Consider the following 20,604-nt stretch of genomic DNA (forward strand, 5'->3'; position numbering starts at 1 on the left):
ACGGGCCGCCACACAGGCATGACAGCAGTGCCGTGGTGGCCCGTTGGAGGAATAACCGGAATGCGCATGAAAGCCCTGTCCATCGTCAGCCCCGGCGGCACGAGGATCGCCTGCGGGCAGAAAACCCTCGAAATCCGTCGCTGGCAGCCTGGCCTTGAGCCCTCCGAAGACCTGCTGATCGTCGAGAACAAGCGCTTTTTGCATAACGACGGTGAGCAGGACGATGGACTTGCCGTCGCCATCGTGCGGGTCAAGGCAGTTCGCCCCTTCGAAGTCGGCGATATCGAGGCGGCCTGTGCGAGTTATCACGAAGAAGGCTGGCTCGCCTGGGAACTCACCGACCTGAGGGCGATCACAGCACCGGTGCCGATGCGGGCCGAGCGAGGCATCTACGAAGTGGATTTCCCGGCCCTGCATCCGTAGTTTCCCACCCGTCCAGGATATCCGTCTCAATGGAACTGACCCGCATTTCCCCCCGCACGATCAAACCCGCCCTCGCGCTGCTGCTCGGCCTGTGGGCCGGCAACTCGCTGGCGACCGGCCTGGCCGAAGGGCTGCTGCAATGCCAGCCTTCGTTCTTCAAGAACCTGCATGCCCAACGTGGCGAACTGGCCCGTCAGGTGAAGCTGAGCCAGGACGAAAAGGCCGGCGTGGCCTGGATATCGGTCGCCGACCGCACGAGCCCGGAGGGTGCGCTGCTGACCTTTGCCCATCCCTTGGATGACAACGGCCTGCCGTTGACCGCCTGGTATGACCGGGCCTTCGACCTGGGCGCGCAAGGTACCTATTACTTCTGGGGCTTCGAAACCGTGGCCAGCCGCGAGGAGGTCATGGCGAAACTGCCCCAGGCCCAATGGAAAGAAGCCGGGGAATATTTCATTTCCCGGCCGCAGATCAAACCGCGCGGCAGTGACGCCTGGCAGGACAACCCGAGCGCGGCATCGGGCATTGCGCCGGCGGCAGGCTCTGCGGAAAAGCTGCTGATGCTCAGCACCGAGGACGGCAAGACCCGTCTGCTGTGCTCGCTGCAAGGCAGCATCGATACCGCGTTGCTGCAGCGCGAGCGCCCGGATGTCGTACCAGGAGCCGGACAATGAAACCTGTCCTGTGCCTGACCGCAGCCCTGCTCCTGGCCGGCTGCGCCCATGACGGGGCGAAACCCGAAGCGACGCCGGCTGCCCCGCCGGCCAAACCTGCGGGCATGTTCGAAATCATGTCCACGCCCGAAGTGGCCAGTTTCTTCGCGGCCAACTCCGTCGCCCTTTACCAGGGCAAGCCGCAGTTGCGCCAGTTCAACCTGGTTCACAATTACGGCAAGCCCGAGCAGATCGGCGCAGGCAAGACCTATGTGCGCAGTTCGAGCGCCTTGCGGGTGATCAACTGCGAACGGGACGAAACGGCCCAGTTCGGCCGGGTTTATTTCACCGACTATTTCGCCAGCGGCGAAGAGATCGCGCGCAGGGACGAGACCCCACAGTGGGAGCCCCTGCAGCGCCAATCGATCCTCGGGGAGCTGCGCAATCTGGTTTGCGCGATCGATGCCAAACGCCTCAGGGCCGCTGGCCACTGAACACCCGGCGCAACGGCAGGGACCGTAGCGCCGAAACTGTATACAAAAAAATACAAATGCAACTACAATCCTCCGGCGCCTACGACATTGGCAATCGCCCATGCGTATAGCGACGGTCTGACACCATGCAACACCTGATCCTGCCCGAACCACTCGGGCGCCCTCTCCCGATGTCGCTTGTCGTGCGCCTGGCCGCCGACGATGAATTCCGTTCCCGCGAACGCCTGGCCCCATCGAGGCCCCACGCCCCGACCGCCTTCTCGCCCCCTTCGCATTGATCGAATCGCCGCCAAGGCATCCCATCGAAACCGCACTCCCATCAGGAGAGGAATACCCATGCCCAAGACATTACTGGTCAAGAACGCCACGCTGCTGGTCACCATGGACGGCGAACGCCGCGAAATCAGAGGTGGCGGCCTGTACATCGTCGACAACCTGATCCAGCAGGTCGGCCTCAGCGACGCGCTGCCGCAACAGGCCGACGAAATCCTCGACATGACCGGCAAGGTGGTCATCCCCGGCCTGGTCAACACCCACCACCATATGTACCAGAGCCTGACCCGCGTGGTCCCGGCCGCCCAGGATGGCGAACTGTTCAACTGGCTGACCAACCTGTACCCGATCTGGGCCCGGCTGACCCCGGAGATGATCGCGGTCTCGACCCAGACGGCCATGGCCGAGCTGATCCTGTCGGGCTGCACCACGTCCAGCGACCACCTGTACATCTACCCCAACGGCTGCAAGCTCGACGACAGCATCCACGCCGCCGGCGAGATCGGCATGCGCTTCCATGCCGCTCGCGGCAGCATGAGCGTCGGCCGTAGCCAGGGCGGCCTGCCGCCGGATTCGGTGGTGGAAAAGGAAAGCGACATTCTCAAGGAGTCGCAGCGCCTGATCGAGGACTACCACGATGCCAGCCATGGCTCGATGCTGCGGGTCGTGGTCGCGCCCTGCTCGCCGTTCTCGGTGAGTCGCGATCTGATGCGCGAAGCCGCCGTGCTGGCCCGTGAGCATGGGGTTTCGCTGCATACCCACCTGGCGGAGAACGTCAACGACATCGCCTACAGCCGCGAAAAGTTCGGCATGACCCCAGCCGAATACGCCGAGGACCTGGGCTGGGTCGGCCACGATGTCTGGCACGCCCACTGCGTGCAGCTCGACCAGCACGGCATCGAGCTGTTCGCCCGCACCGGCACCGGCGTCGCTCACTGCCCGTGCTCGAACATGCGCCTGGCCTCGGGCATCGCGCCGATCCGCAACATGCGCGATCACGGTGTACCGGTGGGTCTGGGCGTCGATGGCTCGGCGTCCAACGATGGCGCCAGCATGATCGGCGAAGTGCGCCAGGCCCTGCTGTTGCAGCGGGTCGGCTTCGGTCCGGATGCGATGACTGCGCGCGAAGCCCTGGAAATCGCCACCCTGGGCGGCGCCAAGGTGCTCAACCGCAACGACATCGGCGCCCTCGCCCCGGGCATGGTGGCCGACTTCGTCGCCTTCGACCTCGGCCATGTAGCTTACGCCGGCGCCCTGCACGACCCGCTGGCGGCCCTGGTGTTCTGCACCCCGACCCATGTCGATACCAGCGTGATCAACGGCCGGGTGGTGGTGAAGGACGGACGCATCACCACGGTGGACCTGCCGCGGGTGCTGGAGCGGCATAACCAGCTGGCGCGGCAGTTGGTGATCGGCGAGTGAACGATCTCCGCTACCGCTGATGGCCTCATCGCTGGCAAGCCAGCTCCCACAGTCGATTGAGTCGAGCTGGAATTCTGCGGCCGGTGCAGTCCACCCTGTGGGAGCTGGCTTGCCAGCGATAGCGGTAGTGGATTCACCATCGTCATCCCGAGGCAAACCCGCAAGATCCTTGCAAATCAAATAGTTATGTCTTGCTTAATGAGAGCCGGCGCAGGCTGGGACGCCGCCGAAAGCAGCCGCTTTTATCCGGGGATTGCCAAACCTGCTGCAAAAAGGTGAAATTGCAAAAAATTCTCATTAGCGACTCTTTCCCATGTCTGCCGACGATTTCGCCCTGCGCTCCGCCGTCCATGATCTGTACAGCAGCCACAGCGGCTGGCTGCGTGGCTGGTTGCGCAAGCGCCTGGACAACCACAGCGATGCCGCCGACCTGGTCCAGGACACCTTCGTGCGGGTGCTCAAGGCGCGGCAGGCCACGGACATTCGTCAGCCCCGCCAGTACCTGAGTACCGTGGCCAAGGGCCTGATGATCGATCTGTTCCGCCGCCGCGCCCTGGAGCACAGCTACTTGGAAGCCCTCGCCGCCCTGCCCGAGGAAACCTGGCCCTCCCAGGAAACCCAGGCTATCGTCCTCGAGACCCTCATGGAGATCGACCGCATGCTCGACAGCCTTGGCGACAAGGTGCGCCAGACCTTCATCCTGTCGCAGTTCGAAGGCCTGAGTTATCCGAAGATCGCCGAGCGCCAGGGCATCTCCCTGCGCACGGTGAACAACCATATGGCCAAGGCCATCGAGCAATGCTGCCTGATCCGCATGGGCTTGCTGTGAGCAGCGCCCGCCCTGCCCTGGACCCTGCCGAACGCGCGGCCCTGCGCAGTGCGGCGCAGTGGTATGCGCGCCTGTCGTCCGGTATCGAGACCGAGTCCGACCGTCTCGGCTGGCAGCACTGGCACAACGCCGATCCGCTGCACCGTCGGGCCTGGCAACAGGTCGAGTCGATACGCCAGATGGTCGAGGGCGTGCCGGGCGATGTGGCGGCTTCGGCCCTGCGCCAGGCGCGGGAATCCCGGCGCCGGGTCCTGCGCCAGTTGTTGCTGCTGGCCGGGGTCGGCGTGGTGGGCTGGAACGGCTGGGACAGCCAATGGCGTGCGGCGCTGATGGCCAGCCACCGTACCGCCGTGGGCGAACAACGCCGCCTGGCCCTGGCCGATGGCAGCCAGGTGCTGCTCGACAGCCATTGCGCCCTGGACGTGCACTTCGACGCCGAGCGCCGCTTGCTGCGCCTGCTCAGTGGTCGGCTGCTGGTGGAGACGGCAGTCGATGGCCTGGCCCGGCCCTTCGTGGTGGAGACCGCGCAAGGACAGGTCCGCGCCCTGGGCACCCGCTTCACGGTGCAGACCGAAGCCCGGTTCTGCGAAGTGGCGGTGCTGGAGAAGGCCGTGGAGGTCCGCCCGGCTGCCGGTGAGCGCGTCATGCGCGTCGAAGCCGGGCAACAAGTGCGCTTCGACCGCCTGCGCCTCGGCGAGCCCTGGCAGAGTAATTCCAGCGTCGCTTCGTGGCGTAGCGGCAGCCTGATCGCCATCCAGCGCCCCCTCGGCGATCTGCTCGACGAACTGTCGCGCTATCGCCATGGCTGGCTGCGCTGCGATCCCGCCATCGCCGACCTGAAGATTTCCGGCGCCTTCCCCCTGGACGATACCGACCGCGCCCTCGCCGCCCTGGAAAGCGGCTTCGGCCTCCGCATCGTGCGGCGCACCGCCTACTGGGTCAGCGTACAGCCGGCATAGGGATGAATTGTCGTCGAAAGATGCGAACGAAAAATACTTAGATTCAGGTTGCACTGTTTGCCCGCCCTGCTCGGCCAATCCTCAGTAGATGCCGTTTTGCACGGTTTCATTTGGGGAGGAACACCATGAAGTACCCGCACGCACGCCTGCTGACACCGGTAGCCGTGGCCATTCGCCTGGGCTTTTGCACACTCGGCGCGCTCAGCCTGCCGGGGCTGGCCCACGCTGCCGAAGCCGGCGCGATGCAGTCCTGGCACATCCCGGCCGGCAGCCTGGCCACCGTTCTCAGCACCTTTGCCTCGGCGTCAGGCACGGCCCTGTCGTTCGATGCGGCGTTGCTCCAGGGCCGTCAGTCCGGCGGGCTAGACGGCACCTACAGCGTCGACCAGGGCTTCGCCATCCTCCTGCAAGGCAGTGGCCTGCAAGCGGTGCCGCAGAGCAACGGCTCCTACGCGCTGCGCCCCTTGCACAACGAGCAGGGCTCGATGGAACTGGACGCCACCACCATCAGCAGCCAGCGCCTCGACCCCACCACCGAAGGCACCGACTCCTACACCGCCCGTGCCGTGACCATCGGCAAGGGCGTGCATACCCTGAAGGAAACCCCGCAGTCGCTGACCGTCATCACCCGCAGGATGATGGACGACCAGAACCTCAACACCCTTGAAAAGGTCCTGGAAAAGACCCCGGGCATCACCGTCTACGACTCGCCCATGGGCGGCAAGTACTTCTTCTCCCGCGGTTTCAACATGGACGGCCAGTACCAGTACGACGGCGTGCCGCTGGATGTGGGCGGCAACTATGTGCAGGCCAACAGCTTCTCCAGCGACATGGCCTTCTATGACCGGGTCGAAGTGCTCAAGGGTGCGGCGGGCATGCTCAAGGGCTCGGGCAGCTCCGCTGGCGGCGTCAACTTCGTGCGCAAGCGCGGGCTGGAAACCACGGCGACCAAGCTGACGATGTCCGCCGGCAGCTGGGATGATTACCGCGGCCAGATCGACGTTGGCGGCCCGTTGAACGAGTCCGGCAGCGTGCGCGGCCGCGCCGTGGCCACCCTGCAGGACCGCCAGTATTTCTACGACAACGCCAAGCGCCAGGACCAGGTGCTTTACGGCGCACTCGATTGGGACATCAGCCCGGACACCACCCTCGGCTTCGGCTTGGCCTACGAGGACGTCGATGCCTCGCCCTGCTACCACGGCCTGCCGCGCTACGCCGACGGCAGCGACCTCAAGCTGTCACGCTCGACCTGCCTCGGCGCCAGCTGGAACGACCTGCAAAGCCAGCGCATCACCGGCTTCGCCGACCTCAAGCACCGCTTCAACGACGACTGGTCGCTGAACTTCGCCTCGGTCTATACCCATAACGACCAGGACATCGAATACGGCTACTCCGAGGGTGCCGTTGCCGTGGGCGCCAGCACAGCGGCCATGGGTCGCTATGCCGGGCGCTTCGACTACGACCAGACCGACTACGGCTTCGATACCTACCTGGACGGCAAATTCCGCGCCTTCGGCCTGGAGCACGAAGTCATCGTCGGGATGAACGCCAGCCGCCAGAAGAACCACGACTACTTTGCCCTGATGCGCCTGAGCGGCTCGCAGAACCCGTTCGATCCGTCGTCGGACTTCCCTCATCCCTCCAAGGCCGATTACCTGGTCAACCCGACCCGGGGCGGCAGCGTGCCGACCGACTCCCTCACCCGCCAGTTCGGCACCTACGCCAATGTGCGCCTGAAGCTGGCCGAGCCGCTGACCCTGGTGCTCGGAGGCAGGGTCAGTTGGTACCGCAACCACAGCGACTCCTATACCCAGGCCTATGACTACTGGGTGCCCAACCGCAGCCAGGAAAACGGCCAGGTCACCCCGTTCGCCGCGGTGCTGTATGACCTGAACGAGCAGTGGACCGCCTACGCCAGCTATGCGGATATCTTCCAGCCACAAAGCAACAAGGTCACCGCCGACGGCCAGACGCTGCAACCCAAGACCGGTGCCAACTACGAGATCGGTATCAAGGGCGAGCTGTTCAATGGCGAACTGAATACCGCGTTCAACCTGTTCCGGACCATCGAGGAGCATCGTGCCGAAACCGACTATGTCGGCACCTGCATGGGCTCCGGCGACCAGTATTGCTACACCGACAACGGCAAGGTCCGCGCCCAGGGCTTCGAGGCGGAAATCAGCGGCTCGCCGGTCGAGCGCCTGCAAGTGCTGGCCGGCTACACCTACACCCAGACCAAATTCCTCAAGAGCATCAACGAGGTCGACAGCAACGACCTGACCTTCAGTTCCAGCTTCGTACCGAGGCACATGCTGCGGGTCTGGGGTGATTACCAGCTCGACGGCGCGCTGGAACGCTGGAGCCTCGGTGCCGGGGTCAGCAGCCAGAGCGAGAACTCGCGCTACAACCGCACCCTGAAGATCGAACAGCCGGGCTACACCCTGTGGAGTGGCCGCGTGCAATATCGCGTCGACCAGAATTGGACGGTGGCGCTGAACGGCAACAACCTGTTCGACAAGAAGTACTACGCCACCATCGGTGCACCGGGATGGGGGAACTACTACGGGGAACCGCGGAATTTCATGGTCACGGTGCAGGGAGCGTTTTGACCGCGACCTGCAACTCACTGGTTTCACGTCCTGCACATTGACCAACAAATCGCCACCATGGATGATGGCCGCTCCCTGTACAAGGACGAACAGATGCTACGGATTCTAGGCAAAGCCACCTCCATCAACGTGCGCAAGGTCCTCTGGACCTGCGCCGAAATCGGCCTTCCTTTCGAGCGCGAAGACTGGGGCTCGGGCTTCCGGGCCCTCGATACTGCGGAATACCTGGCCCTCAATCCCAACGCCATGATCCCGGTGATCCAGGACGGCAATTTCACCCTGTGGGAATCCAACAGCATCATCCGCTACCTGGCCACCCGCTATGGCGAAGAAGCCCTGTATCCGCTGGAGGCGCAGGCCCGGGCCCGGGTCGATCAATGGATCGACTGGCAGGCGTCCGATCTCAACCGGTCGTGGAGCTACACCTTCATGTCGCTGGTGCGCCGCTCGCCCTTGCATCAATCGCCCGAGGCGCTTGCCGCCGGGCAGGCGGAATGGTCGCGGTACATGGGCATCCTCGACCAGCAACTGGCCCGTACGGGCGCCTTCGTCGCCGGCGAACGCTTCACCCTGGCCGACATCCCCGTGGGGCTGTCGGTCAACCGCTGGTTCGGAACGCCCTTCGAGCGGCCGCACCTGCCGGCGGTGAGCGAGTACTACGAGCGACTGAGCGAACGCAGCGGGTATCTGCTGCACGGACGAAACGGCACGCCTTGAAACCAGCGTCCCTCGAATGCGTCGGAAAAAGATGTTGCATTTGAGGGCGAAACTTCCCCCTGGGCGTGGCGTTGTCGGCCTCACCGGTGACCATCGAGGTGTAAAAAGCAGCAAGACGCGACAAGCCTTGCGCCCATAGAACAAAACATATCTCTGATTTGCAGGGATGACCTTGTGGGAGCTGGCTTGCCAGCGATAGGGCCGCCAAGGGCAGTGATGCTTGCCTGATCTGGCCAAATCGCTGGCAAGCCAGCTCCCACAAAGTCCGAGTCAACCAAGGTTTTGTGCCACCCTCAAAATCCTGTGGGAGCTGGCTTGCCAGCGATAGGGCCGGCAAGGGCAATGAGGCTGCCTGATCTGGCCAAATCGCTGGCAAGCCAGCTCCCACAAGGTCCACGTCAGCCAAGGTTTTGTGCCAGGCTCAAAATCCTGTGGGAGCTGGCTTGCCAGCGATAGGACCGGCAAGGGCAATGAGGCTGCCTGATCTGGCCAAATCGCTGGCAAGCCAGCTCCCACAGGCTGGCGGACGCCTGCGGCAAGCTGGTCCGAATCAGAAATCAGCCCGCAAGGTCACCGTGTAGTTGCGCGGATCGCCGTAGTGGTTCGCCGCATGCAGCCAGCCAATCGTCGAGTAGTACTTCTTGTCGAACAGGTTGTTGCCGTTGAGCGCCACGCTGAAGTGCTTGTCGATCCGGTACGCCAACCGCGCATTCCACACCGCATATCCCGCCTGCTCGATATCCCCCACGCCGTCCGTGCCACCGAAGTTAGTGTGGTAGTTGCCGCTCTGGATATTCGCCCCGCCTCCCACCGTCCATTGCTCCAGTCGACCCGGCAGGTTGTAGTCGGCCCAGAAGCGCAGCAGGTGCCGCGGCGTGTAGCTGTTGAAGGTGGAACCGGCCGTGGACACGTCATCGTTCGGGTCGTTGAGGTACTCGGTGGTGGTGTAGGTGTACCCGGCGAACAATTGCAGCCCCGCCAGCACCTCGCCGCTGACTTCGGCATCGAAGCCCTGCGCCCGGACCTTGCCCCCGGCGACATAGCAATCGTTGTTGCACGCCGGGTTATTGGTCACCTGGGCGCGGTTTTCCTGTTCGACGCGGAACAGCGCAAAGCTGGTGTTGACCCGCCCGTCGAACAGCTCGCCCTTCAACCCGAGTTCGTAGTTGGAGCCGGTGATCGGCTTGAGGGTGGTGCTCTGTGCGGTCAACTCGGTCTGCGGTTTGAAGATATCGGCGTAGCTGACGTAGGTGGACCACTGATCGTTGAGCGCGTAGATCAGGCCGCCGTAGGGCGTGAACTCGCCGCTCTCCCGCGACCGGGCCGGGTCCGGCGAGGCGGCGTTGAAGCGGTGCAGGTCATAGTCGTAGCGGTAATTGCTGCTGCGCCCTCCCAGCACCAGGGTCAGCGGCTCCGCCAGCTTGTAGCGCGCCACGCCATAGATACCGTTCTGGCTGATCTTGCCCTTGGACGTCCCGGCATAGGTGGTGCCCAGCAACTGCTCCAGGGTCGGCCGCGGCGGCGAGACCGGATCGTAGAGGTTGATCGCACCCAGGTTGAGCAGACCGCCTTGCAGGTCGTCGGTTTGCAGGTCGCTGGCGTTAGCCCCCAGCACCACCTCGTGCTCCAGGTCGAACGCCCGCCATTTGCCGGTGAGGTTGATATCGGCACCCTTGTTGATGTTCTCGAAGTCGTACAGATAGGCACGGGAACGCATGCCGTCGCCCGTCGCCGGATCGACCGCGCCGCGCCCGAAGCTGTAGAGGATGTAGTTGGTTTCGCGCATGTAGCTACCGGAGGCCTTCAGCCGCCAGTCATCGTTGAAGTCATGGGTGATGTCGGCGAAGTAGGTGGTCTGCTTGTTGTTCCATTTGTTCCAGTCGGCACCGGTGAAGGTCGAGCGCCCGGCGTTCACCGCACTGCCGTCCTTGTTGCGCGGCAGGCCGCTGAAGAACGGCACGGCGTGCAGGTCTTCGACACTGGCGCCGGCCGCCACCGTGGTGCGGTCGCCGAGGTCGTACTCGAGGATGCCGTAGAGCACGTTCTTGCGGCTTTCGGCGGTATCGTAGAAGTAATCCTGGTCTTCATGGGCGGCGACCATGCGCCCGCGCAGCGAGCCATCGGCAGTCAGTGGCGCGCTGGCATCGACGGTCTGCCGGTAGCTGTCCCACGACCCCGCACTGGCGGTGACGGACAACGCCGCCTCGGCCTTTGGCCGCTTGCGCACCAGGTTGATCGCCGCACCCGGGTTACCGCTGCCCTGCAGCAGGCCGTTGGCGCCGCGCAGGATTTCCACGCGGTCGTACAGCAGGGTGTCGGAGGTGAAGCTGCTGCCGATCGCGTAGTAACGACGGTCCAGCGGCACGCCATCGTACTGAATGGTCTCCACCTCGAAGCCCCGGGAGTAGATGTACTTGCCCCCGGACGGGCTCTGGAAGGTGGTGATCCCCGTGGTCTTTTCCAGCACTTCGTCGAGGGTGTCGAGGCGCTGGTCGTCCATGGCCTTGCGCGTTACCACGCTGACCGACTGGGGAATTTCCTTGAGGCGATGGGTCGACTTGCCGATGGTGACGGCATTGGAGGTGTAGCTGCCCGAGTCCTCGGTGGTGGCATCGGCGTACAGGCCGGTAACGCTCAGGGGTGCCAGCTCCAGCGAGCCCGAGGCCGGCAGCGGCTCCAGGCCGTAGACGTCGTCGCCACGACGCACGGCCTCCAGGCCGGTCCCGGCGAGGAGCTTGAGGAAGCCTTCCTCGATCCCGTAGCTGCCCTGCAGGCCGGGACTGGAAAGCTCGCCAACCAGCGCGGGGCTGTATTGCAGGGTAACCCCGCCTTCGCTGGCGAAGCGCGCCAGCACCTGGGCCAGGCTGCCGGAGGCGATGCTGTAGGCCTGCGGCGCCTGGACCGCCATGGCGGGCAGGCTCGCCCCCTGCAAGGCGAGGGTCAGTGCGCTCAGCGCCAGCAGGTGGCGATAGCCGGGGTTGCGGGATGAAGAAGAGCGGATCATGAACGGAGAGTCCCTATGTTTTGGCAGTTCCATACACAAGGACTGACGAGTTCGAAAAAGGGGCCAGGCCTTCCGTCAACGGGCGCCGACGGTAACCCAATAGCGGGTGCGGTACTCAACCTGTACCGGCAAGGTGGCAGGCAGGGCGGCGAGGATCCGCTCGCTGTTGTCGAGCTGGAACGCACCGCTGATCAGCAGCCTGGCCACCTCGGGCCTGCACCTCAGCCAGCCATGGCGATAACGGCCCAGCTCACCGAGAAATTCCGCCAGCGGCATTTCCTCGGCAATCAGCTGGCCGCGGGTCCACTGGCTGTCCTGCTCCCGCGCGGGGCCTGCGCTGCCCTGCCCTAGCGCGCTGAAGGTCAAGCGCTGGCCGGCGGCGATGGTTTGCTGCGGGCCGCTGATCGGGCTGACCCGCACCGCGCCCTGGAACACGCTCAACTGCGTACTGGCATCGCGCTGGCGCACCAGGAAGCGGGTGCCGAGCGCCTCCATCAGGCCCTCGTCGCTGGCGACACGCAGTGGTCGATGGTGGGGACTTTGCGGGTCGGCGCCGCTGTCTACGAGGATCTCGCCGCGCTTGAGCTTCACCAGGCGCTGGGCCTGGTCGAATACCACTTCGACGATGCTGTCGGTATTCAGGTCGAGCACCGTGCCGTCCGCCAGGGTAAGCCGCCTGCGCTCGCCGACGGCGGTGGCGTAACGCTCCTGGGGCGCGAACTGGCGATAGCCGACATAACCGGCGGGGGCAAGCATCGCCAGCACCAGCAGTTGCTTGAGCACCTGGCGCCGCTCGCGGTTGAGCGTGCCCATGGCCAGCTGCGGCGGCAGCAGGCCCAGGCGCGCCTGTACGCGCTGCGCCTTCTGCCACGCCTGCTCATGCTCCGCCGCCGCCGCCCGCCAGCGCGCGCAGGCGGCCTGCTGGGCCGGGCTCACCTGCGCATCGAGCATGAGCATCTGCCAATGGGCGGCCTGGCGGGCGACTTCGGGGCAAATCCTGGGAGGCGACTGGCTCACAGGAAATCGTCTTCGAACAGGATGCAGGCTTCCAGTGCAGAGGCCATGTGGCGCTTCACCGTGCGCTCGCCGATGCCCAGGCGCGCGGCGACCTGAACGTAGGTCGCGCCCTCCAACTGGACCATCAGGAATACCGAACGCACCACCGGCTTCATCCCGTCGAGCACGGCGTCGAGTTGCTGCAGGGTTTCGCGCATGCAGGCCAGCTCTTCCTCGGACACGGCGAACAGCTCGGGCAATTGCGCAAGCATTTCCAGGTAGGCACGTTCAAGGGACAGGCGGCGGAAATGGTCGTAGACCAGGCGGCGGCCGACGGTGGTGAGATACGCACGGGGGCGCTGCAGGCCGAGGCTGGCACCGGCCTTGCGTTGCGCCTGGAGGATACGCAGGAAGGTGTCCTGGGCCAGGTCGGCAGCCTGCGCTGAGCAGCCGAGACGACGGTACAGCCACTGCTTGAACCAGCCGTTGTGCTCGGTGTAGACCTGGGTCAGTTCGTCGTTGATCACGGGGTGCCCTCCGATGGAAGGGCGCATCGTAAATGGTAACGATTATCAGATCAATTCTGACGTAGGTGATGCAGCCACCAAGTTCTCGACTTCATTCGCTTGGGCCAGCTTCAACCGGTCCGCCTTGGAGACGTAGGTGTTCCTGTTCTTGGGCGCCAGCTTGGCACTGGCCTTCTTGGCCTTGGCCTTGAACAGTTGCTGGAGCTTTTTTTGACGATTCATGGCGGTGTACTCGGCTGGAACGGCGGTCGCACACAGTACGGAGTCAGACAGGTCGTGTCCATGGACCTGTTCGGGTTCAGTCATGTGAAGCCACTACCGCAATCGCTGGCAAGCCAGCTCCCACAGGTTTTGCAGCGACCCGGACCCTGTGGGAGCTGGCTTGCCAGCAATGACGAATTAATGAATTCATTTCTTCAAACAAGAGAAAAAACACCAAAAATAAGAACCCCTCTAACAAATAGACTGGGGCGCTGTTCATTGGAGCCCCTCGTTCATGTCCGTCCACCAGCCCGTCCCTCGCTTGGCATCTGCCCGCTCCACCGGGATCAGCATCGCCATCCTCGCCTTTTCAGCCTTCCTGATCGTCACTACCGAATTCCTTATCGTCGGCCTGCTGCCCGCCCTGTCCCGGGACCTGGGCATCTCGATTTCCATGGCCGGGCAACTGGTCACCCTGTTCGCCTTCACCGTGATGCTGTTCGGCCCGCCCCTGACCGCCGCCCTCTCCCATGTCGACCGCAAGAAACTGTTCATCGCCATCCTGCTGATCTTCGCCGCGTCCAACGCACTGGCGGCCGCCTCGGACAGCTTCGTGGTCCTGGCCCTGGCCCGGATCATCCCGGCGCTGGCCTTGCCCGTATTCTGGGGCACCGCCAGCGAAACCGCCGGGCATCTGGCGGGCCCGTTGAAAGCCGGCCAGGCGATTTCCAGGGTCTACCTTGGCATCTCGGCGGCCATGCTGCTGGGCATCCCGCTCGGCACGGTGGCCGCCAGCGCCATCGGCTGGCGAGGCGCATTCTGGATGCTGGCGGGCCTGTCGCTGCTGATGGCGCTGGCGGTGACGCTGTGCATGCCCAGCGTCGCGCGAACCGCCAAAGTCGACTTCATGAAACAGGCACGGATCTTCAAGGAGCCGTTGTTCCTGGCGAACGTGCTGCTGTCGGTCGTGGTGTTCAGCGCCATGTTCATCGGCTACACCTACCTCGCCGATATCCTCGAACGGGTCGCAGGGGTCCCGGCGGCGCAGGTGGGCTGGTGGCTGATGGGCTTCGGCGCGATCGGCCTGGTGGGCAACTGGATAGGTGGCAAGGCGGTGGACCGCTCGCCGATCAAGGCCACCGCCCTGTTCCTGGCGCTGCTGGCGATCGGCATGGCGGCGATCGTTCCCCTGGCCCATGCAGGCGTGCTGTTCGCTGCCGCGCTCGGGCTCTGGGGTATCGCCAATACGGCGCTGTACCCGGTCAGCCAGGTGCGGGTCATGGCTTCGGTCAACCACGCCCAGGCCCTGGCCGGCAGCACCAACGTGTCTGCCGCGAACGCCGGTATCGGCATCGGCGCGGTGATCGGTGGGCTGACCATCCCGGCCCTTGGGGTCGAATGGATCGGCTATATGGCCGCGCTGGTCGCGCTGCTGGCCCTGCTGATGGTGCCGCTGGTGCGCAGGCTCGACCCAGCGCGCTGATCAGGGTTCGGCGCGGGTCCCGTGGGGAGCCAGGCGCGGTAGCAGGTAATCGAGCAAGGCGCGGACCTTCGGCAGGTTTTCCCGGCTCTTGAGCCAGACCAGGTGCATCGGCAAGCCATCGTGGGCCAGGTCCGGCAGCACCTCGACCAGGGTGCCCGCATCGACATGCCGCTGGGTCAGCCAGGTCGGTAGCTGGCCAATGCCATGGCCGGCGAGCACCGCAGCCACCTCGCCCTCGCCATCGCCCACCACGATGCGCGCCTGCATGGTGCGACGTTCCATCTCGCCGGGCTGGCGCCCCTTGAAGAACCAAGGGCTGACCAGCCCGTTGCTGTGCCCGTAGACCACACACTGATGGTGCTCCAGGTCCTGCCCGGTGCGTGGCACCCCATGGCGCTCGAGGTAGTCGGGAGAAGCACAGAAGATCTGGCGCTGGGCACCGAAATAACGATGGCCGAGACTGGCCGGCCAGACGTCCGCGCCGCCGATGCGCACGACGATATCGATGCCCTCCTGGACGGGGTCGACAAAGTGGTCGGAGAAGGAAACATGCGGCTGCAACAGTGGATGCAGGCGCAGGAAATCCATGATCAACGGCAGCACGTGCAAGCGACCGTAGGAGGCCGGCAGTTCGATCCGTACCCGCCCGTGAGGCTCGTTGCCCTCGCAGGCCAGGGCCTGCTCGACTTCCTCCAGGTCCGCCAGCACCGAGGTGCAGGTACGGTAGAAGGTCAGCCCGGCTTCGGTCAGCGCCAGGCTGCGGGTGGTCCGGTTGAACAGGCGAGTGCCCAGGCGCCCTTCCAGGCGCGCCACGCTTTTGCTCACGGCGGAGCCGGTCAGGCTCAAGCGTTGTGCCGCAGCGGTAAAGCTGCCCAGGTCGGCAACGGCGACGAATACATCGATGCCCTTGAGCCGTTCGGAGGAGAACATGCGCAGTCCTGCTATTGACGAAAGGTGTATTAGCTCCCAGGACGGTCGCCAACGCAATGGTGCGGCCCTGCGCCGCGCAATGCGATATACAACAACGGCCCCAACGAGACGAACAGTGCCGTCAACAGCAACCAGGGCAAGACACTTAGCCAGGCTCCGCCGCGCGACCGCACATCAGCGACCATCCATATCCCGGCCAGGAACGCCATCAGGTACAGGTCAATCACTACCTGCGCCGTATCCGGCCGAGACATCAACTGCAACCCGAACGCCAGCAACGACTGCTCGGCGAGCGTCATTGTCCAGGCGGTATACGACGCGAATACGATGAACAGAACGAACGCCACGACACGTATGAACATTCCCGCCCCTCACGATTAGGCAACGCCATCAAAGTAGTGTTAGGGTGCCCCGCCCCTCAATGACCTCCCAGGTCATGGACGCCCCGTACAAGGACCGTCACAGTCGCGCCATGAGTCCACGCCCTTTTCACACCCTGAGCCCGGCCACCCACGCCGGACAGCATCTGCGCCAGTTGCGCCGGCAGGCCGGCCTGAGCCAGCTAGGCCTGTCCCTGGCCTGCGGCATTTCCCAGCGTCACCTCAGTTGCATCGAGACCGGCCGCGCCAAGGCCGGGCCCGGTACCCTGCATGCCTTGCTGTCGGCGCTGGATGTGCCGCTGGAGCAGTGCAACGAGGTATTTCTCGCTGCTGGCTATGCACCGCGCTACCAGGCCACGGCGCTGGACACGCCATCGCTGGCCATGGTCCGTGACGCCATCGAGCACCTGCTCCGCGCGCAAAACCCGGCCCCCGCGATCGCCCTCGATAGCGACTGGAACATCATTGCCGCCAATACCGCAGCCAACCTGCTGTTGACCATGGCCGGCGCGCCAGTGGCGGCCCGGGGGCTCAACCTGCTGGAGACCCTGCTGTGTTCAGGCGGGCTCGGCGATCGCCTGGTCAATGCTGCACAGATCCGCGCCATCACCTGGCAAAGGGCGAATCGCGAAGCGCTGGGCAATCCCGCGCTTGCCCGGCGCCTGCAAGATCTGCCAAGACCAGAGAGCGTGCCAGAGGACGCCGATGCTTCACCGTTGATCCTGACCCGGATCGGAACGGCGGATGCCGAACTCAGGTTTCTCTCCACCTTCACTACCTTCGGCATGCCCCTGGATATCAGCGTGGCGTCGCTGCGCATCGAGCACTTGATTCCTGCCGACGAACACACTTGGGCAGTCATGCGCAGCGCCTTTGTCGATAACCCCGGCGTTGATCCGGATCAATAAGCAGACACTGTAAATCCGCCCAACATTTCCACTCATTCAATCGAATTGAATTTTTCCGAACCGCGCCTCTCCATGTATCCGGTATCTGATGAAGGAGATCGCCATGAAGGGACCCCAACTGTATGTAATCGACTATGAACTGCGCGGCGAACCTCGCACTTTCATCATCAGGCTGGAACGCATGGATAATGCCGAGGCCTGGCATTGGGCAAGTTGCGATGCGGGAATAGGCGTTATTCCGCGCTTCGGTCAGCACAAGATCAAGAAAGTGAGCAAACCGATGGCAGAACGCTATGGCCTGGAGAATGTACGCTGGCGACTGGCCGGGGACGGACCGGCCTTCCAGCCACCACCCGTGGACCCGAAGAAGTTCGCCGAGACCAGCACGCTGCCGGACTGAAGGAGCCCGCAGCAAAAAGCCCGACCTCAGGTCGGGCTTTTTCTTTCAACCTTCCCGCACGCTGGCATACCCGCCGCCCCGTGCCAGACGGGTCGCGGCCAGGCGCCTGGCATGCACCACGCCGAACGCCAGGGCCTTGGACATGGACTCGCCAGGACGCGAATCGAAGGCTTCCTCATGTAACGCCTGACCATCGGCGGCATAAATGCCGATGAACAATTGCGTATTGCCAGTACGCGACAGCCTGACCTGAATATCAATATGGCTGCCATCATCGAGTATTTCGTCGTAGGAGCGATGGTGAAGGCCGGGATCCGCCCATGACCAGAATACCTCTCCTCGAATTCTCATCGGGCCCTCCTGAAAGTTGATGAAACGACAACCGACACAGTAGCCCTTTGTTTGAACGACTGGAAATTTATTGCGCAAATAATCCGCTAGCCGGACCGACGGAAAACAAAGTTATACCTGGGAATTTGTGCCGTACAACTTTTTCGAAAAGTTATACATAACGCTTCGCACACCAACTATTGGCTAAGTGTTCGAAAAGGCGCCAGCAGTTAGCCTTGATGCTCTTAATGCACTTCGTCCGCTACTGTCGAATACAGTAAAAACCCTCGCCGCTTGCCCTCGGTCATTACTGAACACAGACCAACCTGTGTGACAGATACGAGGTGAAAGATCATGGCTGACAATCAGGACAAACGCGGCAACCAGGGCGGCAACGCCAATACCAACCCGGGCAACTTCGCCAATGACCGTGAGAAGGCTTCCGAGGCAGGGCACAAAGGTGGCCAGGCGTCCGGCGGCAATTTCAAGAACGATCCGGAGCGTGCCTCCGAAGCCGGCCATAAAGGCGGCCAGGCCTCCGGTGGGAACTTCAAGAATGACCCGCAACGTGCCTCCGAAGCCGGCCACAAAGGCGGCCAGGCCTCCGGTGGCAATTTCGCCAACGACCGTGAGAAAGCCTCCGAGGCCGGACGGGTCGGCGGCCAGCACAGTCATGGCGGTGGCCGCAAAAGCGATGACGACAATCGCTGACCGGTGCTTGAAGCGTAGGTAGTGAAGCTTGCAAGACCGTGTAAACCTGCCGGGGCGGCAATCGCCCCGGCTGCTCGCCGAGGAAGAATCTCATGTTCATGCACAACAAGCGATTGCAGTACACCGTGCGCGTCAGCGCGCCGGATCCGGCATTGGCCAACCTGCTGCTGGAACAGTTCGGTGGCCCCCAGGGCGAACTCGCCGCAGCGATGCGCTACTTTACCCAGGCGGTCAGCGAGGATGACCCAGGTCGCAAGGACATGCTGTTCGATATCGCCACCGAAGAACTGAGTCACCTGGAAGTCATCGGCTCCATCGTGGTGATGCTCAACAAGGGCGCCAAGGGCCGGCTTGCCGAAGGTGTGGAAGCGGAAGGCGAGCTGTATCGCTCGTTGACCGGCGCGGGCAATGACTCGCACATCACCAGCCTGCTATACGGCGCCGGCGCGCCCTTGGTGAATTCCGCCGGCGTGCCGTGGACGGCGGCCTATATCGACACCATCGGCGAGCCGACGGCCGACCTGCGCTCGAACATCGCCGCCGAGGCCCGGGCCAAGATCGTCTACGAGCGCCTGATCAACGTCACCGACGATCCAGGCATCAAGGACGCACTGGGCTTTCTCATGAGCCGGGAAATCGCCCACCAGCAGTCCTTCGAAAAGGCCCTGCACTCGATCCAGCCGAACTTCCCGCAAGGCAAACTGCCCGGCCATCCGGAATTCAACCGGACCTACTTCAACCTCTCCAGCGGCGGCGAAATGCGCGGGCCGTGGAACGAGGGCGAAGACTGGGTATACGTGGAAGAGCCGCAACCGGCGGTGGATGGTGGCGATGGTTCGGCCTCGGTTGAACTGGACGATTTTTCCGCAAGCACCCTTGAAAGCATGAAGCTCAGGACCATGTCCAACCCCAACGCGCAGCCGATCACCGCGGCTGACCTTGGCAAGGTCAATAACGACGAGGCGTAAAAAAACCGCGCCGGGCGCTTGGGCCCGGCGCGGTTTTTTTCTGGTTAGCGCTTGGCCTCGGCATCCGGATCGGCCGAACGTTCAAGGAAGGCTCGGGTCACTTCCGGCAGGTGCTCCCTCAGCCAGTCGGCCATGGCGATCTCCTCCTTGATGATCGAGCGGCAGACCTCGGCGGTGGCCACGTCTCCCGCCGCCTCGGCGGCTTCGATCAACACGGTGTAGCTGGCGATTTCCAGATTCTCGAACACGTAACCGGCCATGGCGCCCTTGACCACCTCGTCGCTCATGGTCATGCCACCTACGCCCTGAGCAAAAGCCATCAACTTGCCCGCCAGGTCCTTGAGGGTCGAGGTGCTGCCGCCCAGGCGTTCGATACAGCCCACCAACTGGCGTTGCTGGCCGCGGGTTTCCTCGATGTGCTTGACGATCCGGGTCTTGAGCAAGGGGTAGTGTTCCAGGCGCTCGGCCTGGGCCTTGAGCATGCTTTCGGCCTGCTGCTCCATGGCGTGGGCATCACGCAGCCAGTCCAGCAGGTTTTCCTGTGGTGTGGTGGTCATAGGGAAGACTCCTGTTTCCATGAGTGGAGTAATTGAGAGGCCTGGCCAGGCGCGCAGATCCTTGTCCGCGACGGGCGGTGCCTGTGCGCCCCGGTCATCGAAAAGGCTGAACCTGCAAGCCCGTGCCGCTCTCGAACGGCAACTCACTCACCCCCAGGAGGCAAGCGAAATGGCCAGGCATCTTTTCCTGATCAGCTATATCCAGAACAACCAGCCCGGCACCTGCGAGCTGTACAGCGAGGAGGAAACCTTGACGCCCGAACAGGCCGCCGCCCATTTGCAGGGCCTGCAGCGCGGCGATGCGGCCTCGTTCAGCGATGTGCAGGTGCAACGCCTGGAACATGACCACGAGCCCGGCACCACGCCAGGCCACTATCAACAGCCGTGACACGACGCAGCGGGAGCGACGAAGTCGTCTCCCGCCACGGCCCGCAGGTAACTGCGATCGGCCAGGGTCCTGAGGTCGCGCCATTGCTGCCAGCCGACCAGCCCCTGGCGGTCCATCTCGTCGGCACGTCTTAGCAGCTCATCGTGGTAGTCGTCCGGGCGCTCGCGGCGCAAGCGATGGTCGTCGTAGATCGCAAACCAGGCATCCAGGGCTCGGGCCCCATTGCTTGTGCACCACACCGACTCATCGATTGCATTCATCGCCGTCCTCCTCTACCTACAGGGTGGAGCACCATGGCGCGGACGGGGTTCAACGCGAGTACGCCAGCGGTCGTTCGGCTCTTCGCTGATGGGTATCTACACATCTTTTGAGGAAAGAAGGCTCGTTAGTAGATCGCATCAGGGCTGGCAGGTGCTTGTCATGAATTTTTTTGGCGCTCTTA

Annotated in this window: 22 protein-coding genes and 2 pseudogenes; 15 read left to right on the plus strand and 9 right to left on the minus strand. The window is 63.7% G+C overall.

Annotation, left to right across the window (positions count from 1 at the left end):
* Positions 1–60 precede the first annotated feature (60 nt).
* The 8 genes from N7650_RS13110 to N7650_RS13145 all read left to right on the plus strand — a co-directional run bounded on the left by N7650_RS13110 (position 61) and on the right by N7650_RS13145 (position 8,379).
* Positions 61–423, plus strand: a complete 363-nt coding sequence (locus N7650_RS13110; RefSeq protein ID WP_009406451.1) for an ASCH domain-containing protein — start codon at positions 61–63, stop codon at positions 421–423.
* A 29-nt stretch (positions 424–452) separates the two neighbouring features.
* The gene (locus N7650_RS13115) at positions 453–1,097 is read left to right on the plus strand and encodes a hypothetical protein (protein WP_279898554.1); all 645 of its coding nucleotides are present in this window, start codon (positions 453–455) and stop codon (positions 1,095–1,097) included.
* On the plus strand, positions 1,094–1,570 hold the full coding sequence (locus N7650_RS13120; protein ID WP_279898555.1) for a surface-adhesin E family protein: 477 nt from the start codon (positions 1,094–1,096) through the stop codon (positions 1,568–1,570). Before N7650_RS13115 ends, N7650_RS13120 begins: the two co-directional genes overlap by 4 nt.
* Positions 1,571–1,906: 336 nt before the next feature.
* The gene (locus tag N7650_RS13125; RefSeq protein ID WP_279898556.1) at positions 1,907–3,265 is read left to right on the plus strand and encodes an 8-oxoguanine deaminase; all 1,359 of its coding nucleotides are present in this window, start codon (positions 1,907–1,909) and stop codon (positions 3,263–3,265) included.
* 313 nt (positions 3,266–3,578) lie between these two features.
* A complete protein-coding gene (locus N7650_RS13130) occupies positions 3,579–4,094 on the plus strand; it encodes a sigma-70 family RNA polymerase sigma factor (RefSeq protein WP_279898557.1) in 516 nt (171 codons plus the stop codon).
* Positions 4,064–5,053 (plus strand): FecR domain-containing protein, encoded by a 990-nt coding sequence (locus N7650_RS13135; protein WP_279898558.1) that lies wholly within the window; start codon positions 4,064–4,066, stop codon positions 5,051–5,053. Before N7650_RS13130 ends, N7650_RS13135 begins: the two co-directional genes overlap by 31 nt.
* Positions 5,054–5,178: 125 nt before the next feature.
* Positions 5,179–7,662, plus strand: coding sequence for a TonB-dependent siderophore receptor (locus N7650_RS13140; protein ID WP_009406444.1), 2,484 nt, complete (start codon positions 5,179–5,181; stop codon positions 7,660–7,662).
* A gap of 93 nt (positions 7,663–7,755) precedes the next feature.
* Positions 7,756–8,379 carry a glutathione S-transferase gene (locus N7650_RS13145; RefSeq protein WP_279898559.1) on the plus strand — a complete coding sequence of 208 codons (624 nt, stop codon included), beginning with the start codon at positions 7,756–7,758 and terminating at the stop codon, positions 8,377–8,379.
* A 550-nt stretch (positions 8,380–8,929) separates the two neighbouring features.
* Here the strand turns inward: N7650_RS13145 and N7650_RS13150 are convergent.
* The 4 genes from N7650_RS13150 to N7650_RS13165 all read right to left on the minus strand — a co-directional run bounded on the left by N7650_RS13150 (position 8,930) and on the right by N7650_RS13165 (position 13,128).
* Entirely contained in the window at positions 8,930–11,383 is a 2,454-nt protein-coding gene (locus N7650_RS13150) for a TonB-dependent siderophore receptor (RefSeq protein WP_279898561.1), read from the minus strand.
* A 75-nt stretch (positions 11,384–11,458) separates the two neighbouring features.
* Positions 11,459–12,400 (minus strand): FecR domain-containing protein, encoded by a 942-nt coding sequence (locus tag N7650_RS13155; protein WP_279898562.1) that lies wholly within the window; start codon positions 12,398–12,400, stop codon positions 11,459–11,461.
* Positions 12,397–12,906, minus strand: a complete 510-nt coding sequence (locus N7650_RS13160) for a sigma-70 family RNA polymerase sigma factor (protein WP_279898563.1) — start codon at positions 12,904–12,906, stop codon at positions 12,397–12,399. Before N7650_RS13160 ends, N7650_RS13155 begins: the two co-directional genes overlap by 4 nt.
* 45 nt (positions 12,907–12,951) lie before the next feature.
* Positions 12,952–13,128: a DUF2986 domain-containing protein gene (locus N7650_RS13165; RefSeq protein WP_279898571.1), complete on the minus strand. Its 177-nt coding sequence runs from the start codon at positions 13,126–13,128 to the stop codon at positions 12,952–12,954.
* A 274-nt stretch (positions 13,129–13,402) separates the two neighbouring features.
* On the opposite strand from N7650_RS13165, the gene N7650_RS13170 reads away from it, so the two are divergent.
* The gene (locus N7650_RS13170; RefSeq protein WP_279898564.1) at positions 13,403–14,590 is read left to right on the plus strand and encodes an MFS transporter; all 1,188 of its coding nucleotides are present in this window, start codon (positions 13,403–13,405) and stop codon (positions 14,588–14,590) included.
* Here the strand turns inward: N7650_RS13170 and N7650_RS13175 are convergent, their stop codons facing one another.
* Positions 14,591–15,520 carry a LysR family transcriptional regulator gene (locus N7650_RS13175; protein ID WP_279898565.1) on the minus strand — a complete coding sequence of 310 codons (930 nt, stop codon included), beginning with the start codon at positions 15,518–15,520 and terminating at the stop codon, positions 14,591–14,593.
* Between the two features lie 29 nt (positions 15,521–15,549).
* Positions 15,550–15,882, minus strand: a complete 333-nt coding sequence (locus N7650_RS13180; RefSeq protein WP_009406427.1) for a hypothetical protein — start codon at positions 15,880–15,882, stop codon at positions 15,550–15,552.
* Positions 15,883–15,992: 110 nt separating this feature from the next.
* Here N7650_RS13180 and N7650_RS13185 point away from each other — a divergent pair, with 110 nt between their 5' ends.
* Both N7650_RS13185 and N7650_RS13190 read left to right on the plus strand, forming a co-directional pair.
* The gene (locus N7650_RS13185) at positions 15,993–16,808 is read left to right on the plus strand and encodes a helix-turn-helix domain-containing protein (RefSeq protein ID WP_037062114.1); all 816 of its coding nucleotides are present in this window, start codon (positions 15,993–15,995) and stop codon (positions 16,806–16,808) included.
* A gap of 103 nt (positions 16,809–16,911) precedes the next feature.
* Positions 16,912–17,208 carry a DUF6555 family protein gene (locus N7650_RS13190; RefSeq protein WP_009406423.1) on the plus strand — a complete coding sequence of 99 codons (297 nt, stop codon included), beginning with the start codon at positions 16,912–16,914 and terminating at the stop codon, positions 17,206–17,208.
* Positions 17,209–17,253: 45 nt separating this feature from the next.
* Here N7650_RS13190 and N7650_RS13195 read toward each other — a convergent pair whose 3' ends face one another.
* Positions 17,254–17,559 carry a hypothetical protein gene (locus N7650_RS13195; RefSeq protein WP_009406421.1) on the minus strand — a complete coding sequence of 102 codons (306 nt, stop codon included), beginning with the start codon at positions 17,557–17,559 and terminating at the stop codon, positions 17,254–17,256.
* Positions 17,560–17,892: 333 nt separating this feature from the next.
* Between N7650_RS13195 and N7650_RS13200 the strand changes: the two are divergent.
* The 3 genes and pseudogenes from N7650_RS13200 to N7650_RS13210 all read left to right on the plus strand — a co-directional run.
* Positions 17,893–18,153, plus strand: a pseudogene (locus tag N7650_RS13200) (general stress protein); the annotation flags it as partial.
* A 2-nt stretch (positions 18,154–18,155) separates the two neighbouring features.
* Positions 18,156–18,249 (plus strand): annotated as a pseudogene (locus N7650_RS13205) (KGG domain-containing protein); the annotation flags it as partial.
* A 92-nt stretch (positions 18,250–18,341) separates the two neighbouring features.
* Positions 18,342–19,217 carry a manganese catalase family protein gene (locus N7650_RS13210; protein WP_009406414.1) on the plus strand — a complete coding sequence of 292 codons (876 nt, stop codon included), beginning with the start codon at positions 18,342–18,344 and terminating at the stop codon, positions 19,215–19,217.
* Positions 19,218–19,261: 44 nt separating this feature from the next.
* Here the strand turns inward: N7650_RS13210 and N7650_RS13215 are convergent, their stop codons facing one another.
* Positions 19,262–19,774 carry a DUF892 family protein gene (locus N7650_RS13215; protein WP_279898569.1) on the minus strand — a complete coding sequence of 171 codons (513 nt, stop codon included), beginning with the start codon at positions 19,772–19,774 and terminating at the stop codon, positions 19,262–19,264.
* Positions 19,775–19,943: 169 nt separating this feature from the next.
* On the opposite strand from N7650_RS13215, the gene N7650_RS13220 reads away from it, so the two are divergent.
* On the plus strand, positions 19,944–20,162 hold the full coding sequence (locus N7650_RS13220; RefSeq protein WP_009406412.1) for a hypothetical protein: 219 nt from the start codon (positions 19,944–19,946) through the stop codon (positions 20,160–20,162).
* Here the strand turns inward: N7650_RS13220 and N7650_RS13225 are convergent.
* Positions 20,150–20,422, minus strand: a complete 273-nt coding sequence (locus tag N7650_RS13225) for a hypothetical protein (protein WP_009406411.1) — start codon at positions 20,420–20,422, stop codon at positions 20,150–20,152. The genes N7650_RS13220 and N7650_RS13225 overlap by 13 nt on opposite strands.
* Positions 20,423–20,604: the final 182 nt, after the last annotated feature.

Origin of the sequence: Pseudomonas sp. GD04058, assembly GCF_029836855.1 — a bacterium.
GTDB classification, from domain to species: domain Bacteria; phylum Pseudomonadota; class Gammaproteobacteria; order Pseudomonadales; family Pseudomonadaceae; genus Aquipseudomonas; species Aquipseudomonas bharatica.